The 20,139-nt window shown below is 62.2% G+C and carries 16 protein-coding genes and 3 pseudogenes; 4 read left to right on the top strand and 15 right to left on the bottom strand.

From position 1 onward, the window contains the following. Positions 1-129 (bottom strand): annotated as a pseudogene (locus ACI3K3_RS19215) (IS3 family transposase); the annotation flags it as partial. Positions 130-331: 202 nt separating this feature from the next. Here ACI3K3_RS19215 and istA point away from each other — a divergent pair. Together istA and istB are read left to right on the top strand one after the other, a co-directional pair. Further along, positions 332-1,858, top strand: a complete 1,527-nt coding sequence (gene istA, locus ACI3K3_RS19210) for an IS21 family transposase (protein ID WP_404916571.1) — start codon at positions 332-334, stop codon at positions 1,856-1,858. A gap of 10 nt (positions 1,859-1,868) precedes the next feature. Then, positions 1,869-2,606, top strand: a complete 738-nt coding sequence (gene istB, locus ACI3K3_RS19205) for an IS21-like element helper ATPase IstB (RefSeq protein ID WP_404916569.1) — start codon at positions 1,869-1,871, stop codon at positions 2,604-2,606. Positions 2,607-2,718: 112 nt separating this feature from the next. Here the strand turns inward: istB and ACI3K3_RS19200 are convergent. From ACI3K3_RS19200 to ACI3K3_RS19155, 10 genes and pseudogenes are all read right to left on the bottom strand, one after another. Continuing rightward, positions 2,719-2,937, bottom strand: a pseudogene (locus tag ACI3K3_RS19200) (transposase); the annotation flags it as partial. Positions 2,938-3,483: 546 nt separating this feature from the next. Beyond that, the gene (locus ACI3K3_RS19195) at positions 3,484-4,383 is read right to left on the bottom strand and encodes a HEPN domain-containing protein (protein ID WP_404916567.1); all 900 of its coding nucleotides are present in this window, start codon (positions 4,381-4,383) and stop codon (positions 3,484-3,486) included. A gap of 123 nt (positions 4,384-4,506) precedes the next feature. Then, positions 4,507-4,827, bottom strand: a complete 321-nt coding sequence (locus ACI3K3_RS19190) for a DUF736 domain-containing protein (protein WP_404916565.1) — start codon at positions 4,825-4,827, stop codon at positions 4,507-4,509. Positions 4,828-5,476: 649 nt separating this feature from the next. Further along, entirely contained in the window at positions 5,477-5,974 is a 498-nt protein-coding gene (locus ACI3K3_RS19185) for an NUDIX hydrolase (protein WP_404916563.1), read from the bottom strand. A gap of 256 nt (positions 5,975-6,230) precedes the next feature. Continuing rightward, positions 6,231-8,213 (bottom strand): ParB/RepB/Spo0J family partition protein, encoded by a 1,983-nt coding sequence (locus ACI3K3_RS19180; protein ID WP_404916561.1) that lies wholly within the window; start codon positions 8,211-8,213, stop codon positions 6,231-6,233. Between the two features lie 104 nt (positions 8,214-8,317). Continuing rightward, positions 8,318-8,722: a DUF2958 domain-containing protein gene (locus tag ACI3K3_RS19175; protein ID WP_404916559.1), complete on the bottom strand. Its 405-nt coding sequence runs from the start codon at positions 8,720-8,722 to the stop codon at positions 8,318-8,320. Continuing rightward, a pseudogene (locus ACI3K3_RS19170) lies at positions 8,719-9,729 on the bottom strand (ArdC family protein); the annotation flags it as partial. The gene ACI3K3_RS19175 and the pseudogene ACI3K3_RS19170, both read right to left, overlap by 4 nt. Positions 9,730-10,787: 1,058 nt before the next feature. Then, positions 10,788-11,075 carry a hypothetical protein gene (locus ACI3K3_RS19165; RefSeq protein ID WP_404916557.1) on the bottom strand — a complete coding sequence of 96 codons (288 nt, stop codon included), beginning with the start codon at positions 11,073-11,075 and terminating at the stop codon, positions 10,788-10,790. 536 nt (positions 11,076-11,611) lie between these two features. Then, the gene (locus tag ACI3K3_RS19160) at positions 11,612-11,863 is read right to left on the bottom strand and encodes a hypothetical protein (protein ID WP_404916555.1); all 252 of its coding nucleotides are present in this window, start codon (positions 11,861-11,863) and stop codon (positions 11,612-11,614) included. 62 nt (positions 11,864-11,925) lie between these two features. Beyond that, positions 11,926-12,108, bottom strand: coding sequence for a hypothetical protein (locus tag ACI3K3_RS19155; protein ID WP_404916553.1), 183 nt, complete (start codon positions 12,106-12,108; stop codon positions 11,926-11,928). A gap of 640 nt (positions 12,109-12,748) precedes the next feature. Here ACI3K3_RS19155 and ACI3K3_RS19150 point away from each other — a divergent pair. Further along, a complete protein-coding gene (locus ACI3K3_RS19150; protein ID WP_404916551.1) occupies positions 12,749-13,357 on the top strand; it encodes an outer membrane protein in 609 nt (202 codons plus the stop codon). Between the two features lie 190 nt (positions 13,358-13,547). Here the strand turns inward: ACI3K3_RS19150 and ACI3K3_RS19145 are convergent, their stop codons facing one another. From ACI3K3_RS19145 to ACI3K3_RS19130, 4 genes are all read right to left on the bottom strand, one after another. Next, a complete protein-coding gene (locus ACI3K3_RS19145) occupies positions 13,548-14,558 on the bottom strand; it encodes a glycosyltransferase family 4 protein (RefSeq protein WP_404916549.1) in 1,011 nt (336 codons plus the stop codon). A gap of 1 nt (position 14,559) precedes the next feature. Continuing rightward, entirely contained in the window at positions 14,560-16,161 is a 1,602-nt protein-coding gene (locus ACI3K3_RS19140) for an alpha-amylase family glycosyl hydrolase (RefSeq protein ID WP_404916547.1), read from the bottom strand. Positions 16,162-16,521: 360 nt separating this feature from the next. Continuing rightward, on the bottom strand, positions 16,522-17,607 hold the full coding sequence (locus ACI3K3_RS19135; RefSeq protein ID WP_404916545.1) for a diguanylate cyclase: 1,086 nt from the start codon (positions 17,605-17,607) through the stop codon (positions 16,522-16,524). Between the two features lie 1,028 nt (positions 17,608-18,635). After that, the gene (locus ACI3K3_RS19130) at positions 18,636-19,457 is read right to left on the bottom strand and encodes a DUF1206 domain-containing protein (RefSeq protein WP_404916543.1); all 822 of its coding nucleotides are present in this window, start codon (positions 19,455-19,457) and stop codon (positions 18,636-18,638) included. Positions 19,458-19,856: 399 nt separating this feature from the next. Here ACI3K3_RS19130 and ACI3K3_RS19125 point away from each other — a divergent pair, with 399 nt between their 5' ends. Next, entirely contained in the window at positions 19,857-20,123 is a 267-nt protein-coding gene (locus tag ACI3K3_RS19125) for a hypothetical protein (protein WP_404916541.1), read from the top strand. The last annotated feature ends 16 nt before the right edge of the window (positions 20,124-20,139 follow it).

Genomic DNA, 20,139 nt, shown 5'->3' with positions numbered 1-20,139 from the left:
GCCGCTCGCTCATCCCCAGAACCGCCTGGAGACGAGCGACCGCCTCTCGCTTGGCAGCGGGCGTTACCAATTTTTTGTAAGAAGATCCTTCAGGCCGGCATTATCCAGCATAGCCTCGGCCAGCAGTTGCGGATTCCGGGGTTATCGCGCGCACCATTCCGAATTGATGGCGCGCAGGAGTCCGAGACGATCGCGCGCAGCGTTCCGAGAATTATCCGCGCAGCATTCCGAGATGATCGCGCGCAGTTTGGGATGACGTGAAGCCTGATCGTTGGGACCAGTTTTCTGGCTGAGCAGCCAGGAGGATTGGATGCCGACGAGGAGGGTTATGATGCGCCACGTACGCGAGATATTGAGACTGAGCCTGGACGCCAGGCTCTCGACCCGAGCTGTAGCAGAGCATGTCCGGACGGGAGCAACCACGGTACGCGACACGCTCAGGCGGTTTGATCAATCCGGGCTGTCGTGGCCGTTGCCGCCCGAGATTGGCGATGCAGATCTGGAGGAGCGGCTCTACGGCGTTCCCGGCGTAAAGCCGGGACGACGCAAGCTTCCGGAGCCGGACTGGCCGGTGGTAGCGCGCGAGCTGAAGCGCAAACACGTGACGCTGCAGGTGCTCTGGGAGGAGTACCGTGCCGAGCATCCGGACGGATATCGCTATAGCCGGTTCTGCGATCTATTCCGCCGGTGGGAGGGCCGCTTGCCGCTGGTCATGCGCCAGAGCCATGCCGGGGGCGAAAAGCTGTTCCTTGATTACGCTGGCGATACGGTGCCGGTCGTGGTGGACCGCAGGACTGGGGAAGTCCGCGGTGCCCACATCTTCGTCGCTGTAATGGGCGGATCGAGCCTGTCGTTTGCGCTGGCGACATGGACCGAGCAGTTCCCTGACTGGATCGCGGGCAACAATGCCGCCTTCGCCTTCTTCCGCGGCGTCCCCCAGTTGCTGGTGCCCGACAATGCGAAGGTGGCGGTGATCAAGGCCTGTCACTTCGATCCTCAGGTGAACCGCAGTTACACAGACATGGCCCGGCATTACGGTACGGCGATCCTGCCGACCCGGCCACGCAGGCCGCGGGACAAGGCCAAGGTCGAGGCTTGCGTCGGTATCGTCGAACGCTGGTTGCTTGGTCGCTTACGTAACCGGATCTTCTACAGCCTCGCCGAAGTGAACGCAGCGATCGCCCAATGCCTTGCCGATCTCAATGATCGGCGGGTGCTGCGCCAGTTCGGCAAGACGCGCCGCCAGCTGTTCAACGAAGTCGATGTTCCGAACCTCAAGCCGCTGCCGCCAGAGCCGTGGGTTCATGCCGAATGGCGCCGCTGCCGCGTCGGACTCGATTATCATATCGCGATCGAGCGACATCACTACTCCGTCCCGCACCGCTTCGCGCGCCGCGAGGTCGAAGCCCGGTTCACGGCCAGCACAGTTGAAATCTTCCTGGGAGGCGAGCGCATCGCTGTGCACATGCGCGGCAGCGGGAATGGCCGGCACACCACAGTCCCCGAGCACATGCCCTCCAGCCATCGGCGCTACGGCGAATGGACGCCGGCCAAGATCCGCGAAGAGGCAAGCCGGATCGGGCCGATGCTGTCCTTGCTGGTCGAGAAGGTCATCGAGGCAAAACCCCATCCCGAACAGGGCTACCGATCCTGTCTGGGCATCATCGGGCTCGAGAGGCGCTTCGGTGCCCAGCGGCTTGAAGCCGCTGCGCTGCGCGCGCTGGAAATCCAGGCGCGCAATTATCCGTCGGTCAAATCGATCCTCGAAAAGGGCCTCGACCAGGTCCCGGTTCCCCAATCCCCCGAGCAAGAGCCGATCATCCACTCCAACATCCGCGGCTCAAGCTATTACAACTGAAGGAGCAAGAATGCTGAAGCATCCCACTCTGGACCTTCTGGGCCAACTCGGCCTCGCCGGCATGGCCAAGGCCTTCGCCGAGATGGAAAGCAACGACGATGCAGCCGGCCTCAGCCACGCCGAATGGCTGGCGCTGCTGCTCGACCATGAGGCCACCTACCGAAATGACAGACGCCTCGCTCTGCGCTTGCGTCACGCCAAGCTGCGGCACCGCGCCGTACCTGAGGATGTTGATTACCGAACGCGCCGCAGCCTTGATCGCCGGCTCTTCGAAACGCTGCTCGCCGGAGAATGGATCTCCAGGCACGAGAACCTGGCCATAATCGGCCCGACCGGCATCGGGAAAAGTTGGTTGGCCTGTGCAATCGGCCACAAGGCCTGCCGTGATAATCGTTCCGTTCTCTACACCCGGCTGCCGCGGCTGATCGACGAACTGACGCTGGCCAAAGGTGACGGCCGTATCGCCGCCCGCATGAAGAGCCTTGCCCGGGTGGAGCTACTGATCCTGGATGATTGGGGGCTTCAGCCACTCGACGGCTACGCCCGGCACCATCTCCTCGAAATCCTCGAGGACCGCTACGGTCAGCGCTCAACGCTCGTCACCAGCCAGCTTCCCGTGGCCCGCTGGCATCAGACCATAAACGATCCGACCTACGCCGACGCCATCCTGGACCGCCTCGTGCACAACGCACACCGGCTCGAACTCGAGGGTGAATCCATGCGTCGACCAGCAGCTGCAGCCGCTTGACCAAGGCGCCAACATAGGTGACATCCACGACCAACGATCAGGCGCTTCAACTGAGCGCGATCAGATCGGAACGCTGCGCGGCATCAAATCGGAATGCCTGCGCGCGATCGTCGGAATCCGCAAGCAGTCGCTTCAGCTTGGCGTTCTCGTCCTCGAGTGCCCGCAGCCGCTTGGCCTCCGAAACTTCCAGACCGCCATACTTGGCCTTCCAGTTGTAGATCGTCGCTTCCGACACGCCGTGGCGACGAGCCAGGTCGGCAGTCTTCGCGCCAGCCTCCTGCTCCTTCAGCACGCCGATGATCTGCTCTTCTGTGAACCTTGCTCGCTTCATTCGTCCGTCCTTCCATCAGGCCAGACTCTAATCAAGCTTGGAGGAAAAGCCGGGGGTCACGTCAAAGCGGCAGTGAAACCTGAAGATGGGACCACCACCGTTGCGGCGCAGCTGCCTCAAAAGGCGGTTCGATATCTTCAGATACGCGGCTGCCTGATCGGTATTCAGGAATGGCGAACCGCTCTTCGCGCGCTGCGCCCTGTCAATCTCGCTAGATCTTTCCATGATGTCCCTGCCTGGTTTTGCGCGGCGGCACCGTGCCGCCCGCGAGGGACATTCGATCTGAGACAGAACACGGCGCTCAGGCAGGGTCGGAAACGGCTATAGCCAATTCCGACCCTCCCTCCGGGGACACCCGGGAGGCGTGACGCTGACGGCGCCGTCGATCGGCAATTGCGTACAGGAGCCGCGCCGAAGGCTCAGCCGAGCGCTGAACTGCCGGCGAAAAGGATTAGGATTTGCGAGCAGCATCGCCCAGCGGACATATCACTCCGCTGTCGGGCTACGCTTGATGACAGTCCAACAAGTGACCTTGTGATTAGCGCCTTACTTGCTGCCCAGCCGACGCTCGGCGACCATTTTGACCTCAGCCTGAAGCATTTCGACCCGCTCCAGAAGCCATTCGAGCTCGACATCACGTATCACGTAATGGGGTGAATAGCGGCCCTTCACATAGGCCTGTTGCAGCAACTCGTAGCAGCGACGGGCGAACTTGGTATCGCGGGGCCATACGGCGATAAGATCACGGGAAATGTCCTCCGCACGGTTGCGCAGAAAATTAACGTTGTGCGATTTGGGAGAGTATAGTTTCAGGACGAGAAGGACCATGTGATAGAAGTGCTCGGTCGCCTGATGCAGTTGAAAAACTGTTCGGTTATGGTAGCCTTTCGACATGCCAAACTTGGCGAACTCAAGAAACTCGGTGCCGCTTTCGAACCACTGTCTGTAGTAATTCTCGGCCTCGACATGCGCGAGGCCGGTGTCGAGCGGCTTGGGCGCCTCGAACTGTTCCGCTGCAAGTTCGTAAAGTACGATGCCCTCGCGCACGACATCGACGAAGAAGGGACGTCCCCGCGACAGCTGGAAGTTCACGTCCTTCATCGAATGGACGACCAGACCGACCGGGGCGGACAGCCGTTTGGCGATATCGTATTCGCGGTTGAGGTGATCCTTGGCCCTGCCCCAATATTCCGCCTCATCGGCGAGGCGCTCGTCGTTGACGACGACGAGAATGTCGTAGTCGGAGAAGTAGCCGCCGATCGGATCGGACACCCAGTCGCCGCGCGCATAGGAGCCGTAGAGGATCACTTTCATGATCCGACCCTGGCGCTTCCACCCCTGGGTGGCGAGCGCGAGAACGTCCTCGAATTCGGCAAAGATGATCTCGACCACGCGCTTCAGATCGGCGCGCTTCTGCTCCGGCAAATGGTCGAGATCGGTCTTCATAATCAGCTGATTCTAGACTAGTTTCGGCCAGGAACAACCGTTCTGTCTACCCGCCCCCGGATGACCGGTGAGCGCTCGTCGTGCCGCGAAACCCCGCGCCCGGAGGCGCGGGGGGCGGAACCTTCAGTCCGCCGGGTTCCAGATGATGGCGAAGCTGTCTTCATCGTCCCGTCCGGCGGCGCGGCCGAGGTTGGCGTAGAGCCGCCGGGGTCCGAATTCCGGGGCGGCGAGGCTCAGCGATACGTAGTCGTTGCCGGAAGCTTCGCTGCGGCGGATCCAGCCTGCCCCGACTTCGGCGCCGCCGCAGGTGACGCGGTAATCGGGCTGGGTGTCGCCGGACTTGGCGGCGTTGGGGGTGATTTCGATCTCGGTGCGGATCGAGAGGGTGCGTAGCTGGCCCTTGAAGCTGCGGCCGTCGCGGGTGACATATCCGATTGCGGGCATCTTTCGTCTCCTTGAAGCATTCGCCGCAGAGCCATTTCCGGGCGATGGGCAGACCTTCGGGGACGGTTGCAGCGGGCATCCGAACCGCCAGGCCGCAGCGTCAGCGAAGGACCGGAAGACATGGCCTTATTTGGAGCGAAGCGGCCGCGAGGAGCCTGCCTCAGGGCAGGCGGGGAAATAAGGACGGGTCGATGGTTTCGGAAGACCGCGACCGTTCCAGGTCGATGCCCCTTCAGCCGGAAAGGGCTCTGCGGTGATCTGCTTTTCAGGGGAGACGGACTTGCCCGCCTGAATATGTCACCCGCGACGGCCACAGCTTCGATGCCGGAAGTGAAGCCCCTCTCGGTCCGCACCGAGATCGAAATCGTCGCGTCCCGCCACGTCCTAGGACACCCTTGCTGCCCTACCCGCACCGCCTGTCGGCGACGAGGTTTCGGGCAGGCTGGATCCGCCGCAGCGACGCCTTGTCAGCACGGTTGCCGCCACGAGCCTTGCCGCCCCGGAATTCGGACACCAGCGGCTCATCCGCGCCTCTTTTCGCGCTGCCTCCCGGGACGATGAAGACGCGTCGGCCCGCACTGTATCCGGTAGACCAAAGGTCCGTCCCCCGCGCCTTCGAGAGCGCGCTTCCGCCGCGAGGACCAGGCGTTCAGTCGACCAGGATTTCCTCGGGCGGCAGCGGATCGGGCGCGCCGTTCGCGAGGTAATCGCGCACGATGTCCGCGGCGGCGAGCGGCGTCAGCCGCTCGGGGGCGTGGCTTAGATCGCCCAGCTGCCACCATCTGATTTCGGTCACGAACCGCGCCTCGCGGGGATCCAGCATCCGGGCATCGAAGCGCTGGACCGGCACGATGCGGTACTCCTCGCGCTGGGAGAGCCGCCTGCCGTCCCAGTCGAACGTATGGTGGCGCAGCCAGACCACCGGACCGGGCTGGCAATGCACGAGACCGAGTTCCTCGCGCAGCTCGCGCCGCAGGGCATCGGCAGGGTCCTCACCCGGCTCGATCCCGCCGCCCGGCATGACCCAGAACGCTGAGCCGACCGGCGGCCGGATGAGGATCAGGAGCACTTCGTGATCCGGGGTAAGGAGAACGGCGCGCACCGCGCGCCGCTCCGTCACTGCACCAGGGATCGCATCGTTATCCATGCCCTGGCCCGTGCCACCTGAGGGCGTGTAGCGCAATCGGCAGATGATCCAGGGCCAAGCAGCCGCGCGCCCGGGCGCCGCAAGGTGCACGGGCGCGCGAAAATTCTCCCCTTTTCCGCGCAGGGAAGTTGATCCATCGGCATCATCCCGGGTGCTGCAGGGATCCGATCCACCAGCGCGCAATCGTTCAAGCAAACCGGCCCCCGCAATCGCAAAGCCCGGCAGGTCCTGAAAGGTCCTGCCGGGCTTTGCCGGATCACGCGGCCTGTCGGTCGTCCGCCTGATCCGGAGCAAGGCCGTCACCGGTCACTCCGCAGGGCACGGGAACGCCCAGCGGATCATCGCCCGAACCGAAGGTTTCGCCGCTACCAGTTTCTCCGGCGCCCTCCTTCGTTTCGCCCATCAGGGCCATGGCCCGGGCATGGGCGTCCACCGTGCCGACGCCGCCACGCGAGGTATAGGCAGTTGGCGGGAAGGCCATCCAGCGCGGTACCCAGCGTTCCTTCTTCGTCCGGCCGCCTTCGCCTGCCAGATGCGCGCGGGTGATCGCTTTGAGCGTTTTGCCCGTCTCGCGGGCATTGGCGCAGGCGACCTGTTCGCCCGCCACTTCCGCGAGCATCGCGAGCAGCACCTCGCGGTCGCGCAGGCCCTCGAGAAAGGCATCGTCCGCTTCCCACCAGTCGGCCATCGATAGGCCCAACATGGTGCCAAGCACCTCGATTTCCGGAGTACCGGCTGCCAAAGTCTCGCCCATGACGAGAGCGAGAATATCGAGCACTTCGGCATCGGGAAGCGATACGAGACGGGCGAGCAGCTCGCAGATATTCCGGCCCGATGCGCCATAACCGTAGCCGCTGGAGGTGACCGTGGCATCCTCGGCGTCCAGCCCCAATATCCCAAGAACCTCGCGCCGCCGCGCGTCGAACACCGCCTCGGCGCGGCTTTCGTCGAGGCTTTGCCGGACGGCATCGCTCTTCACCGCTTGCGGCTCGGGCCGGACCGGCCACAACGCCGACCCGGCGACCACATGCGCGACCACCAGCCGCAGCGCGAGAGCCGGACGACCGAGCAATTCGGTCCGCACGGCGGCATGCCGGTGGAGGTTGACATATGTCTGCGTGAGCGAGGTGAGTTCGGCGCGCACCGGGCCGGAACCGCCGCCGCTGCCGTCCTCGCCTTCTCCGCCCTGTCCTGCGTTCCCGCTCTTGGCAAGACGGGCCGCTTCCTTGCGCAGGAGATAGCCCTCGTGAACGACGACTTCGCCATTGTCCCGCACATCGAGATAGACCCGCCCACCCTTGCGCTTGGCGGTCTTCTCGTATTCCCACGCATGGAAATGCTCCTCCGGCGGGATGACGACGGCGGCGCTCCAGCCCGCCTCGATACACGCCGCCCGGCGCGCTTCGATGGCGGCGTTCTGCAAGGCCCAGAAGCTCTCACTTTCGGCGAAATAGGCATCTTCGCCGAAGAGGTCGGAGACGACCGCAAGGCCGCTGCCCTCGACATCGAACAGCGCATGCCGGGTCGGGATCGACGCTCCGCCCAGCAGCCACGATTTCAGCGAATGCCCGCGCGGGGCATAGGCATCGGGATCGTCCACCAGCACGAGCCAGCTTTTCTGCTGGCTTTTGGAGGCGAGGGTCAGATGCCGGATGGTCGCGGCATCGATTTCCCCGCGCCGATACATCTCGCGGATGGGCGGGAGAAGATTGCCGAGCGCCAGCGCGCGGCGCACGGCGAGGTCGGGCAGGCCGAAGGTCGCGCCGATCTCGGCAATGCCGCGCCCTTCCTTCACCAGCCGGGTGAAACAGGCCCAGCGCGAGACCTCATCGGGATCAAGCCGGGCGATGTTCTCGATCAGCGAGGCCTCGACGGCGCTGGCATCGTCCGCATCGTCGAGCACCGCGCAGGGCAGCAGGAGGATTTCGGGATCGTGCTCGCCGGTTTCGGCTGACGCCGCCTGCCGCTCGGCAGCGACGATGCAGGCGGCATGGAAGCGCCTGCTTCCGGCAACGATCTCGTAATGCTGCGTGTCCCGGCGGACATGCGCCTGCGGATCGGCGGCCCCGGCTGCGAGATGTCCTTCCGGCGGTGCACAGGGCCGCACGAGAACCGGCTGGAGGACGCCGCGCGCCCGTACAGTGGGCAGGATGTCGGACACATCGGGAGCCTTGCGGGCATGGCGCATGTTGGACTTGCTGACGGCAAGGTTGCCAAGGGCAATGAATTCGAGTTTCATGGATAGCACTCCTTAAGAGAGTGCCGGTCCGTCCTTCAGGTGGAATGGTCGGACGGACCGGCTTTCAGATGGGCAGGAAAACGCCTGCCCGCGTCATCGGCCCCTCAGCGGGGCAGAAGGCGGATGGCCGACGCGTCCTCGCGAACGAGACGGCTCAACAGTTCGGCGGCATCGGGGATCGATCCTGCAAGGCGCGATGCCTCGGCCCAGACCGACAGGCGGCGCCGGGTGGTGAAGACGAGGTCGCGGGCGATCTTCATGCCCAGCGGCAGATCGATGGCCTCGATCTCGCGCAGCGAGAAGATGCCGAGTTCAGGGCACCCCAGACCGAGGTCCGCGAGCCCGTAGAGCGTATCGTCATCGGGGTAGATTTCGCTGACCAGCCAGACCGCGCGGCCGGTGGGATTGAACAGCCGGACCAGGGGGAACAGATCGAAGCGGGGGTTGCGCAGGCAATGCTCGAAGTTCGCGGCGAGCATCGCGCGGATGCCGGGAGACAGCAGGGTCATGACACCGCCCTCCCCGCATCGGTTCGCGAAGCCGGTTCCGTTGGTGCATCCCTGTCCGTCCGCGAAACGGAGCCGGGACCTGCCGCGATATCCTCCGCAACCTCGCCGTCCGCTGCGGCATGGCGCGCCAGCAGCCAGTCCGAGGCCTTGCTGGCCATGGAGGCGGCACGGAAAATCGCGCGGGCATCCTCGCGAAGGACGTCCAGCCATGCGCCGATGTAATCGGCATGGCGAACTGTCGGAACGATGCCGAGCGAGGCGCAGAGAAAGGCCGAACCCATTTCCGCGACGAGTTCCTCGCGGGCATAGTCCTTCGACCCGAAGCCGTTCGTAAGGTCGCGTCCGAGCCGGGACTTGTGGCCGGTGGCATGGGTCAGTTCATGGAGACAGGTCCGGTAGTAATTGACCTGATCGTGAAAGGCCTGCTGCGGTGGCACCTGCACAAAGTCGGCGCCGGGAGCATAGAAGGCCTTGTCGCCCCCTATCCGGAAATCGACGCCGCTCGCGGCAATGAGCGCCTCGGCCACCGGCACGATCTCCCGCTCGGGCAAGGCGACCGGCTGCGGCATGATATCGTCCGGCAAGCCCTCGCACTGCGCGACATTGAAGACGGTGAAGCGCTTGAGGAAAGCAATCGACCGCGCCTCGCCGCCGCTCTCCCGCGCCCGTTCCTTTTCGGTTTCCGGGGTGAACCGGTCGGCGTAGACCACCTGTGTGCCATGCTCGCCCTTGCGCACGTTGCCGCCCGCCGCGATGGCCTGCCGGAACGTCAGCCAGCCGGGACGCTCCCAGCCGGAGGCAAGCGCCGAGGCCCAGAGCAGGAGGATATTGATCCCCGAGTAGCTGCGCGACGTCAGGGCATTGCGCGGCAGGCACGGGACAGCCCCGCTTCCCCCCGCGCCGCCGCAAGCCGCACTGCTCCATGGCTGGACCCAGGGAATGCGCCCCGCTTCCAGCTCGGCAATGATCCGCGCCGTGACCTCGTCATAGAGCGAGAGCCGGGTCTCCTGCTTCCCGCGCCTGCTCCGGCCATCACCACAAGAAACATTCCCGCGCTGGCCTTCCTGACGCCCCGCCCGGACCTCTGCGAGGTCACAGGCCGAACTCCCGACCTGTCCGGGGCATGAGGAAATGCCGCCGGAGTTACCCGCAGAATTATCCCCACCGTTATCCGCAAGGTTATGGCCCTGATTATGAGCAGGGTTATCCACACCGCCCCGACCGCCCCGCCCCGGCTTGCCTCGCGTCCGGGTTTCGCCCCCGAGAGCATCGGCGCTGGCCCCTTCCCTGCACCGGTCGCAGCCGGCATCACCCCGAACCTGATCCTGCGGCCCCGCGCATTGCGGGACCTTGCGATTGCTGCGCATGTCTCACCTCCTGCACTGCCCGAAAAAACCCATCATGGGCCTCCCCCGAAAAGGCGGGGGGTGGGCGGCCCGGACGACCGACAGGGCCCGCATCAAGCGGCGCCTGCACCTGAAAGGCCGGAACGGATGTGGAGGAGCCGTGACGAAGGAGCGGCTTGCAGGGGCCGATGGCGGGCCCAGACGGTTGTCGAGCCCACACCCCGACTTGATCGGGAGAGGCTCACAAATGAAGCCGCGCGCGGGCGCAGCCCGCGCGCGTCAACATCGAGGCGGGGCATGCCCCGCCGACCACCACTTCCACCTTTTCGCGTCAGCGATCGAAACCGGCAGGCCGAGACCCACAAGGGGCTCGGTGCCTGCGCGCGGGCGTCAGGGGCGATCAGCCCGCCCGCGCGCGGCATGGAGCGCGGTCAGGCCGAAGGCTTGAGGCGCGGTGGTTCGCATCCATAACGAAATCATGGTGTCGCTGTCTTGCTTCCGACAGCCTTCATCATCCGACTAGAGCTGGAACGCCTGACCCGGCGCCAGGACGTTCGAGCCATTGCGTCGGATAAAGTTCTCAGCCCTATCAGGCGATCACATCTTACGATTAACCGGGCGGTTCCACCCGATCAGACTCGCCCTCAGGCCCCGCTCCAACCGATTGGCCAAAGACAGCCCAGTTCCTCCCCCGCCGCCGAATGCGCACTATAGCACGATCAGGGCGAATCAGTGCTCACGACACGAATGCCGTCGGTTCCGGACGCCCCGGAGCCGGCGCTTCCTGTGAGAGAGCCGGAAGCAGAAGCTACCAATGCGTCATGCTCGGCAAAGACGCGTTCAATCTCCGCACGCTTGTCGAAGATCATGCGTGCCACGCCGCTGGTCATGCCGCCCTCATCGCCAACCCGCCCGAGCACGGCGGCCAGGTCCTCCAGCGTCGCCTTTTCCAGACTGCTGTGAAGCCCGCCTTTCGAATCGCGATAGGCTACGCATTCAAATGCCATGGTTCTGCTCCCGCATTTAGCACGAGGGAACAACCTCGCGAGGACGTGCGATGTTCCGGGGGATGCGGCAAACGCTTGCCGGGAAAGGGTCGTACGCACCCACAGGAAGCGATCGAACAGCGCGTTCGCCGGGAAGCGCTGCAATATTCTCGCCCGCACATCCCGCGCCAGCGACCCGATTGGTTTAGCAGTCAGATCCGAAAAGGCCGCCTCGCAGGACAAGCTTCTCTGCGCTCGGTGTGCCCGGGCGCGCGTCCGCCACCAACTTTCAGGAATCCAGTAGCCAGCACAGCTGGGTGTTGCCGTCTCGCCAGAGAAGAGCGCGACCGCAAGCAGTTCCACATTCGGCCGTCTGCCGAACTTAGACTGCGAACCCGGGAAAGGTACAAGGATGGCCGCGGCCCGACCGACTCAGATGCGGTCTTGGCTGGCACAGTTCAGTGTCAAAGTCGCCTTTCGCGCATCGGCTCGAGGATAAGCCGTCGCAACGGACGCTTCGCCGCCCGCTGGAACCTCCGCAGCAAAAGAAGGCTGCCTCAGCAAGCCGTCTGCCGGTTTCGTTCGGCCTGCTTGTCTTCGGTAATGAGCGGATTTTCCTGGCGCCCCATGGTCCAGTTCTTCCCGAGGCGAACGGTTGCGTTGGGTGCGCACCAGATCTCGCCCGAGCTATCAAGGGCGGTGACCCAGATGAGATTATGCTCCTGACCGTAGTCGATCATTCCGATCGCATAGCCGTCGCCCTTGCCGACGACGTGGAGCGGGATTGTGGGGTTGAGCTGCGTGAACATTGGAAGCCTCTGGATGGCTACAACAGCGCCGGCGCACCGGAGTGCGCCGGCTCCTGTTCGGCTTATTCGGGCTTGCCGGTGCCCGGTTCGGACGTCTTGGGCTCCTTGCCGTCTTCGATGCGGCCTTCGTTGCGCAGATCGCGGCCTTCCTGAGCCTTGCGCTGGCCTTCCGGAGACTTGTCGTGCTCGTTCAGCTCTTCCTTGATGTAGCCTGCGGCTTCCTTAGCTTCGCCCTTGATGCTCATCGTTCTCTCCTTTGTCGTTGCCGCGATTGCCCGCGGCGACGATGTGTAAAGGCTCCAGAACGAATTTGGCTCCAAAGTTCAAAAGGCCCCGTTCCGCCGTGGTTTCGCCCGCCGTAAAGCGACCGGAACGGCTACGCATGTTGCTCAGCGCCACTCCATCGAGCCCGCATTGCCGGACCAGTGCGCGAAGGCGTCCGCTATCATCCGGCAAGGGTGACATGAACCTGCTGCAGGTCGCCATGTTCGATCCTGCCATCCTGCGCTTGGGGACGTGGCTGAGCCGCCTATGCCCGGCAGGTTGGGATTAGCAATTGCAGGGACTCGGATCGCCGCCTCGACGTCTGCCGGCGACGCCTTGAGCGCGAATAAGTGAGCAACGTATCGATGAGAATGTTGAGCCCGGACGGCACCACAAGCACCTCGGCTATTGATAAAAGCCACGCAAAATTAAAATTCTGAAAGTCAGCGGCACAATTCCGATAGCGGTAAATCAATATGCAAAGGAATGCAGCGTCCCTAATTAATACAACTTAACAGCCATTTTAATAGATATGCTGGCCCGTCAATCTTGTACGCTGAGCGGACATCGATAAGGGATCCTCACCTGATCACATCTAAATTCACGTATCGAGGACCAACATTGAAGAAAATTATTTCAGCAATTGCACTCACCCTGATCGCGTCGCCTGCCCTGGCACAGGAAGAGAACACCGCGACCGGTATCAAGGCGGGTGTGATCGTCGGCTATGACAGCACGAACCTGAGCTATTATGATCTGGACGAGAGCAAGGGCGGCTTTCTCTATGGTGCGACCCTGGGCTACGACTATGATGCCGGTCCTGTGGTCGTAGGCATCGAAGGCGAGATTACGGGCGCTACGACCAAGCAAAGCTACGACAATCTGGTGTTGGCCGATGATCGCTGGAAGCTTTCGGCCGGCCGCGATCTTTACGTCGGTGCCCGCCTCGGCGTGAATGTTACGCCCACTGTTCTGCTTTATGCCAAGGGCGGCTACACCAATGCCCGCGCTGACCTCACCATCCGCTACGACAGCGAAAAATACAGCGAGCATGACAACCTCGACGGTTTTCGCGTTGGCGCCGGTGCGGAAGTCACCGTCACACCTGCCACCTTCGCCCGTATCGAGTACCGCTACAGCGACTACGGCAACTACCGCTATGGTGACGTAGAGAGCGAAATCGGTCTCTCGCGCCACCAGGTCGCCTTGGTTAGCGGCTTCCGCTTCTAAGCCTTCGGATGATCAGTTCGGGCCTGGACGAGAAGAAGGATTTATCTGGATTGCTCGTCCAGCCTGCGCTGGGATGCGCCATTTGTCATCGGCGCTATCGCCTGTCCTGGCACTTTAGAAGCAGCGGAAATCGGACGTTGATTGCCACCGAAATTCTCAATGGAAACTCGTAGGCTCACCGGGTCCCACCTCAGTGGCAATCAGCAGATTGGTAAAGCGCCACGTACTGGTCCGCCATGCGCTGAACGCTGAAACGCCGTTCCACGCTTCGCCGTATTTCAGCGCGATTCAATTGATCGACGTTCTCGACAGCGGCTACAGCTTCCTCCAAGCTGTTCACGAGAAAGCCGTTAACCCCATGCTCGATGATTTCCGGCATCGAGCCCCGCGGGGTCGCGATAACTGGAGTGCCACAGGCCATTGCCTCGACCACCGAAAGGCCGAATGGCTCTTCAAAATTGACGAGATGCAGCAGCGCTCGCGCACCGCCCAGCGCGCGTGCGCGGTCAGCGCCACCCGCGGCTCCCAGGAAGGAGGCACCGCCTTTCATAAGGCGTGGCTTCACTTCGCGCCCGAAGTACGCCTCATCCTGTACAATCCCGTAGAGGTTCAGGCGCCGCCCGGCCGCCTGAGCAACCTCGAGTGCCTCGCGCGCGCCTTTGCTGTGGTGTATCCGGCCGAAAAAGAGAAGATCGTTTGAACCTTTGGGATCAAAAGGGAATGCCTCCAAATCGATGCCATGGTGTATGGTGGCTGCATAGCGCAGTCCGGGGTGGCGATCGGCTTCGCTGATCGCCACGTAGTGAATGCGATCCTCGAATTCCTTATACATAGGAAAGATGCGCTCGGACGAGAAGCCATGGATGGTGGTTACGATTGGCGTTTCGACGAGCCTGCTAAAAGCATGAGCCGGGAAATCTGCCTGGTTATGAATGATGTCAAACTCGCCCGCGCGTTCGAACAGGTGCGCCAGGTGCCGGTACTCCCAGACTTTCGCGTCGATGGTTGGATCTTCAGAATAAGGTGCCGGCACGACGCCGCAAAGACGTCCCGAGGTCAGACTGTCGAGCGTCGCAAAAAGGGTAACGTCGACGCCGCGCGCGACCAGTTCTTCGGTGAGCAGGCTCGTGACGAGCTCCCATGGACCATAGTTGCGAGGCGGTGTTCGCCAAGCGATAGGAGCAAGCATCGCGACGCGCATGTCAGGTTTCCCTCCCGTAGCGCAGCACGAGCCCTTCGTCTGCCATCAGCGTTCCGTCAAACGGGCGGGTAGCAAGGGTTGATGCGAGCACCTCCGCAACGCCTTCCTGGAAGAGCTCGCATCGGCGCGCTTCCGACGCCAGGTTCAATACCACCCAAAGACTTTCGCCATCGTGCTCACGCACGTAGGCCAGCACGTCTCGAGCGCCGGAGAGCATGCGGAAAGAGCCGACGGACAAGGCTGGATGAGCTCGCCGCAGCGCAAGAAGCGAACGGTAAAAGTGCAGCATCGAGCCTGGATCGGCAAGTTGCGTCGCAACGTTGCGCTTCTTCCAATCGTCATTGGGCGGCAACCAGGGCTCTGCCGTGCTGAAACCTGCGTTCACGCGGGTGTTCCAAGGCATGGGGGTTCGCGATCGGTCCCTCCCGATGCCCAGCGTGGGCTGGCGAAGATGCTGGGGATCGCGCATGCGCTCGGGGGGAATTGTGACCTCCCCTATCCCCAGCTCGTCCCCTTGATAAAGCGTTGGTGTACCGCGCAGCGTCAGGAGAAGCATGGCTGCCACCCGGGCCTGCGCTTCGCCGATCCGCGCCGCAATCCGCGGCGCGTCGTGGCTTCCCAAGACCCAGTTGGGCCAACCGAAATCAGGAAGAGATGCCTCATAATCAGCAATGACCTCGCGAAGCCGCTCTGCTTCCCAAGCATTCTCGATCAGTTGAAAGTTGAAGGGAAGGTGGACTTGCGGCCTTTCAGGCGTGCCATACCAGCGAGAATGCCGCTCGTTCGGCAGGAAAATCTCTCCAACCAGCACTCGCTCGCCGTACTCGTCGACAAGATCTCGAATCTGCGCAGATATGGCGTGGGCCTCCGGCTGATCGGTGGAAAAAATCTGCAGGAGCCGGTCGCGCTCCGTTATCTTCGGAGTCCAATCGGGGTTGAGTGGATTGTCCGGGAAGGCTTCATGCTTGACGATGTGCCACAAGACATCGATCCGAAACCCATCCACGCCGCGATCCAGCCAGAATCGCAGAACGGCGCTCATGGCCTCCCTTACTTCAGGGTTACGCCAGTTGAGGTCCGGTTGATTCTTGAGGAAAGCGTGGAGATAATATTGTCCCGTCGCTTCATCCCACTCCCATGAGGATCCACCAAAATCGCTGATCCAGTTGTTCGGAACGCCGCCGTCCGCCGATGGATCGCGCCAGATGTACCAATCGCGCTTTGGATTTCGGCGCGCAGACCGGCTCTCAAGAAACCAGGGATGCTGGTCCGAGGTGTGGTTCGGAACGAAGTCGAGCAGAAGCTTCAATCCACGTGCATGCACTGCGGAGATGAGGCTGTCGAAGGCTTTGAAGTCTCCGAACAGTGGATCGATGCCGCAGTAATCAGCGACATCGTAGCCAAAGTCGGCCATGGGCGAAGGGAATATGGGTGAAAGCCAGATCGCATCCACGCCCAAGGCGGCCACGTAATCAAGCCGCGCCTCAATACCTGCCAGATCGCCGACCCCGTCGCCATTGGAGTCTTGAAAAGAGCGAGGGTAGATCTGATAGATCACGCCGCGCTCCCACCACGGTTTCTCGCCCTCGTTCGCCATACGCATACCAAAGCGCCTGCGCGCCGCCAGTTCCAGTAGTGGCGAGAGGTCTCCGATCCGAGCAAGGACCTTACCTGGAAGAACTCGCCGCCGGTTCAAACACCATCCCGGTCACACAAAAGCTCGGCTGCCCTGGCTTTCTTTTTCGAGGGGAGCCCCGATGTTGCTGTCGAGTTCGCGAACGCCCACTCCATCTGCAGCTGTTCGCGATGATGCTCGCGAACGGCGGGCGCCAAGCGAAGTCAGGCCGCCTCGCCCGCTTGAGTGCGGCAATGCTCGGCTACGCAAATGGACTGTGATTTTCTCCTGCCGAGCCCGCGAACAACTATGCGATTGTTGCACTTGCGAGCGATACGTTGATCAACCCTACCGATCTCGCCTTTCAGGCTTCCTCTCGCACAACTCGCGTAAGCCGGCCTTCGCGCTGATCGGTTTTTTGATCGGCAGCATCGGAGGCTGTGGAAACGTACCGCTGGCTATCTCACTTCGATTTCGTCCTAAGCGTTTCGCTGCGTAGAGCGGCTGATCCGCAGCGGCGAGCCACTCCTCCACCGAAGATATAGCCGGTTCCATCTCAGCGATCCCGAAGCTGGCGGTGACCTTCACCACTTGGTCGCCCGGTAGCGAAATTGGGTGATCTTCAAGCTTCTTGCGAAACCGTTCGACGGCAACATGTGCCGCGTCCACGTCCGTCTCCGGCAGCAGCACGGCAAACTCCTCGCCGCCAAGCCGTCCCATGACATCGGCATCGCGCTTGAGGTCGGTTACGAGGCGCGCCACTTCGCGCAACACGCAGTCTCCCGCAGCATGGCCATAAGTGTCGTTCACAGCCTTGAAGTGATCGAGGTCTGCCAGCACGAGTGTACTGGGGCGGCTATAGCGATGGAATCGGTCGATCTCTACCAGCGCGCGCTCGGCGAAGGCTCGCCTGGTGAGGGCACTGGTCAAGACATCGCGCTCGGCGATCCTGCGCAGTTCCAACTCCGTCTCGACGATCCGCGCGAGGTTTTTCAGCATCGTCACTTCGGTTTCGGTGAAGTGTCTCGGCTGCTGGTCGATCGCGCATAGCGCCCCGACGTTGTAGCCTTCTGGCGTTCTCAGCGGAACGCCAGCGTAGCTGCGGATCTGGGGATCGCCGATCACCAAGGCATTTCCTGCAAAGCGATCGTCGTTGAGAGCATCCTCGATCAGGAACGGCTGCGTCTCCTTGATCGCGTGCGAGCAGAACGAGAGATCGCGCGGCGTCTCGCGGGCTTCGAGGCCAGCCCTGGCCTTGAACCACTGGCGATCGGAATCCACGAGAGACACGGCCGCGATGGGAACGTTGAGGACCGAGCGCACCAGGGAGACGATGTGCTCGAACGGCTCCTCCGCTTCGGTATCGAGTATCTCGAGGCGCTGGAGAGCGGCAAGCCGCCCAGGTTCATCCTCAAGCATCGGCACACTGGTCATGCCCTCGTCTCCTTCATCTCCACGATTATCCTCTAATTACAACGTAAGGAGATCGCTCTCGAGTTCCAGCCCGGATCCACTATGATGTGCTCCACTGCGGTAGCTCCAACGAAGGCCCCGCCCCCCGATGGACTGGCGTCGTGCCGGTACCAGCGCCGCCGCGATGCCGTGCGCGCCAACTACTTCATGGTAGAGCGGGCGCGCGTAGATGATGCCACAGCTTCCGGGACAAGCTCGACAAGGCTGCCGCGGTGTTCCGCAATCGCCGGCACGCATGTCATCGGAGCAGACCGACCACCTGATGACGACCGCGCGACAGAAGAAGGACGATCTTGGGGGCTCCGCGCAAGATCGTTTGCCTTCTCTTGGCCCCGATGACCAAGAGAGCGCGCTGACGAGGCAACAGCCAACACCGCCGATCTAAGACCCGGACTGGAAAAGTCCCCGCCGTCTGAAATGATCAGGCGGCGGCTTGCATCCTAACGCTGTGTGCGGCCAGAGAGTGCATGATGCAGCTGGAAAATTCTGGACGCCGCACCGCGGAAAGCGGCGCGGTGACAGGCTGCAAGAGACGAGCTGTTCGTTCTTTGTGAAGCGATATGGAAAGAGGCTCAGGGCCTGCTGCGCTTGATTTTTCACCATCTGCGGCTGCGCCATAACCTCGTTTGATCAGAAAGCCTGCTTTCTGGCGCGGCGGCGCAGTGTTACCAAAGGCCTGCCGATGATCGGCGGCTGTGTCAAAAGCACTTTGCCCCGGAGTAGCGTCTCGAAAATGAACTAGCCGGCCACACTCATCAGAAAGCAAGCGAGACGCCATCCTGTCTCCGGGAGGTATGCCGATCCTGGCCCTCCTTGTCTGCCACAAGGCGTTTCGCACAAATGATGTTCGGGTGAAACCGGAAGCGATACCAAGACGAGCATGAAATTCGAGTAAAACAGCTGAAGTGCGCGGTATGTGGCAGCATTGTCCGGCCGGAGTAGGCCCTAGATGAAAAGGCCTCATCCGCCAGGTAGCTGCTTGTGAGAGCTCATTGAAGTCTGGTCGGACTTCGCAGCTTCGGGACCGTCAAGCGCCGATAGCGTGCCTCGACGAGGCTAAAAACGCCGAACAAGCTCAGTCCCGCTCCGATTATCGCGAGTATCCACGCGCCTTCTGGTTGCGCGCGCAATTCGGCGAGTGCGTCGCCCAAACCGCCTGCTCGGGACGGATCGTGCTGAAGTGCAGCAGAAATCAGCAGCCAACCGATCATAGCGAAAACCACCGCGCGAGCACCATATCCCAGTCTGCCGATCCACCTGACATAGGATGGAGCCGGGACGTCACCGCCCATTTCATCGAAGTTGGCCTTGTATGCCTTGATGGCCTGGGCCGCGGCTACGAGGAAAAGCCCAACGCCTACGGCAAGAAGCAATGCAACCCCGCCGGGCTTGTCGAGCAACCAAGCCGACCAACTTTGCGCGCTTTCGTCGCCCGGGCTGCCGTGGTTGGCAGGAGATTGCCGAAGCGCGAGTTTGCCAGCGATAACGCACAGCAAGGCGTTGGCCGCGCCGCTGACAAGGTAGGCTAGGCGCTCGAACTTGCCCTTACTCGTGCGTCCGCGAGCTTCCGGATCAAGCGCTCCCTCTGCCAGTCTCCAGAACGCATAACCCGCAAAACCGATCGCGCATATCGCCAGAATTCCATGACCCAGCTGGGTATCGCTCAAGGTGCCGAGCGCACCTTGATTGTCGCTGGGTTCAGCGCCGGAGAGAGAGGCATCGAACGCAAGCCACCCCACCAGGATATAGACCAGGCCGCGGGCCGCGAAACCGAGCCGGGCAAGCATTGTCATTCTATCGCTGTAGGTCATGGCATTCTCCCAACTCAGGTTGAATGCCCGTGCGCGGCCGACGTTCCGCAAAGCCTCTTTGGCTGGGAGCCGGCAGGTAGAGCCCAAACCACTCCCGCACCCCAAAAGCATGGAACACGGCCGAAATCCTGCGTACAATTCGGAATCGACTCGCTCGGTGTGACTGTGCGCCTTGCCAACTTCTAAACTATCCGGCGCGTGGCGGTGGCATGTCAGCCCTGATGCGCAAATGTGTCCTCAGGGAAGATGAGGGCAACCTTCCGATCGTAAATACCACCCGCCTGACCGGTACCGCCTTCACCCGCACGAGGAGCAGGGCGTGGCGAATGCGATCGACTCTCACGAGGAACAAAGTCGGCATTCGCAAATTTACTTTGAATCTTTTGGGAGGAGGTTTTCATGGTAGATACGCGATATGATCACACCGGCCGTAAGGGCGTTAACGTTTGGGTATGGGTAGCCGTCATTGCCGTTGTAATCGTTGGCCTGTTGTTTGCGACCGGATTTTGGAGCGCTGACGTAGAGGAAGGCGACCTTCCCGAAGTCAGCGTGAAGGGCGGAGAGCTTCCCAAGGTTGACGTGGACAGCAAGGAAGTCGAGGTTGGCACAAAGAAGGAAACGATCGATGTTCCCACCGTTGGCGTAAAGGACAATGGCGAAGATTAACTCGGATCCTGCTTTA

Source organism: Novosphingobium sp. ZW T3_23, assembly GCF_044987305.1.
Lineage (GTDB): Bacteria > Pseudomonadota > Alphaproteobacteria > Sphingomonadales > Sphingomonadaceae > Novosphingobium.
Note: the sequence above shows the minus strand (reverse complement) of the source record. Positions and strands in the feature narration are given on the sequence as shown.

Bases quoted from the DNA above. Each gene is read 5' to 3' on its own strand.
- ACI3K3_RS19155 (WP_404916553.1), bottom strand. From the start codon at position 12,108: ATGAGCATCAAGGGCGAAGCTAAGGAAGCCGCAGGCTACATCAAGGAA.
- ACI3K3_RS19185 (WP_404916563.1), bottom strand. From the start codon at position 5,974: ATGGATAACGATGCGATCCCTGGTGCAGTGACGGAGCGGCGCGCGGTG.
- ACI3K3_RS19145 (WP_404916549.1), bottom strand. From the start codon at position 14,558: ATGCGCGTCGCGATGCTTGCTCCTATCGCTTGGCGAACACCGCCTCGC.
- ACI3K3_RS19175 (WP_404916559.1), bottom strand. From the start codon at position 8,722: ATGACCCTGCTGTCTCCCGGCATCCGCGCGATGCTCGCCGCGAACTTC.
- ACI3K3_RS19160 (WP_404916555.1), bottom strand. From the start codon at position 11,863: ATGTTCACGCAGCTCAACCCCACAATCCCGCTCCACGTCGTCGGCAAG.
- ACI3K3_RS19195 (WP_404916567.1), bottom strand. From the start codon at position 4,383: ATGAAGACCGATCTCGACCATTTGCCGGAGCAGAAGCGCGCCGATCTG.
- ACI3K3_RS19180 (WP_404916561.1), bottom strand. From the start codon at position 8,213: ATGAAACTCGAATTCATTGCCCTTGGCAACCTTGCCGTCAGCAAGTCC.
- ACI3K3_RS19190 (WP_404916565.1), bottom strand. From the start codon at position 4,827: ATGCCCGCAATCGGATATGTCACCCGCGACGGCCGCAGCTTCAAGGGC.
- ACI3K3_RS19130 (WP_404916543.1), bottom strand. From the start codon at position 19,457: ATGACCTACAGCGATAGAATGACAATGCTTGCCCGGCTCGGTTTCGCG.
- istA (WP_404916571.1), top strand. From the start codon at position 332: ATGCGCCACGTACGCGAGATATTGAGACTGAGCCTGGACGCCAGGCTC.
- ACI3K3_RS19125 (WP_404916541.1), top strand. From the start codon at position 19,857: ATGGTAGATACGCGATATGATCACACCGGCCGTAAGGGCGTTAACGTT.
- ACI3K3_RS19135 (WP_404916545.1), bottom strand. From the start codon at position 17,607: ATGACCAGTGTGCCGATGCTTGAGGATGAACCTGGGCGGCTTGCCGCT.
- ACI3K3_RS19140 (WP_404916547.1), bottom strand. From the start codon at position 16,161: ATGCGTATGGCGAACGAGGGCGAGAAACCGTGGTGGGAGCGCGGCGTG.
- istB (WP_404916569.1), top strand. From the start codon at position 1,869: ATGCTGAAGCATCCCACTCTGGACCTTCTGGGCCAACTCGGCCTCGCC.
- ACI3K3_RS19165 (WP_404916557.1), bottom strand. From the start codon at position 11,075: ATGGCATTTGAATGCGTAGCCTATCGCGATTCGAAAGGCGGGCTTCAC.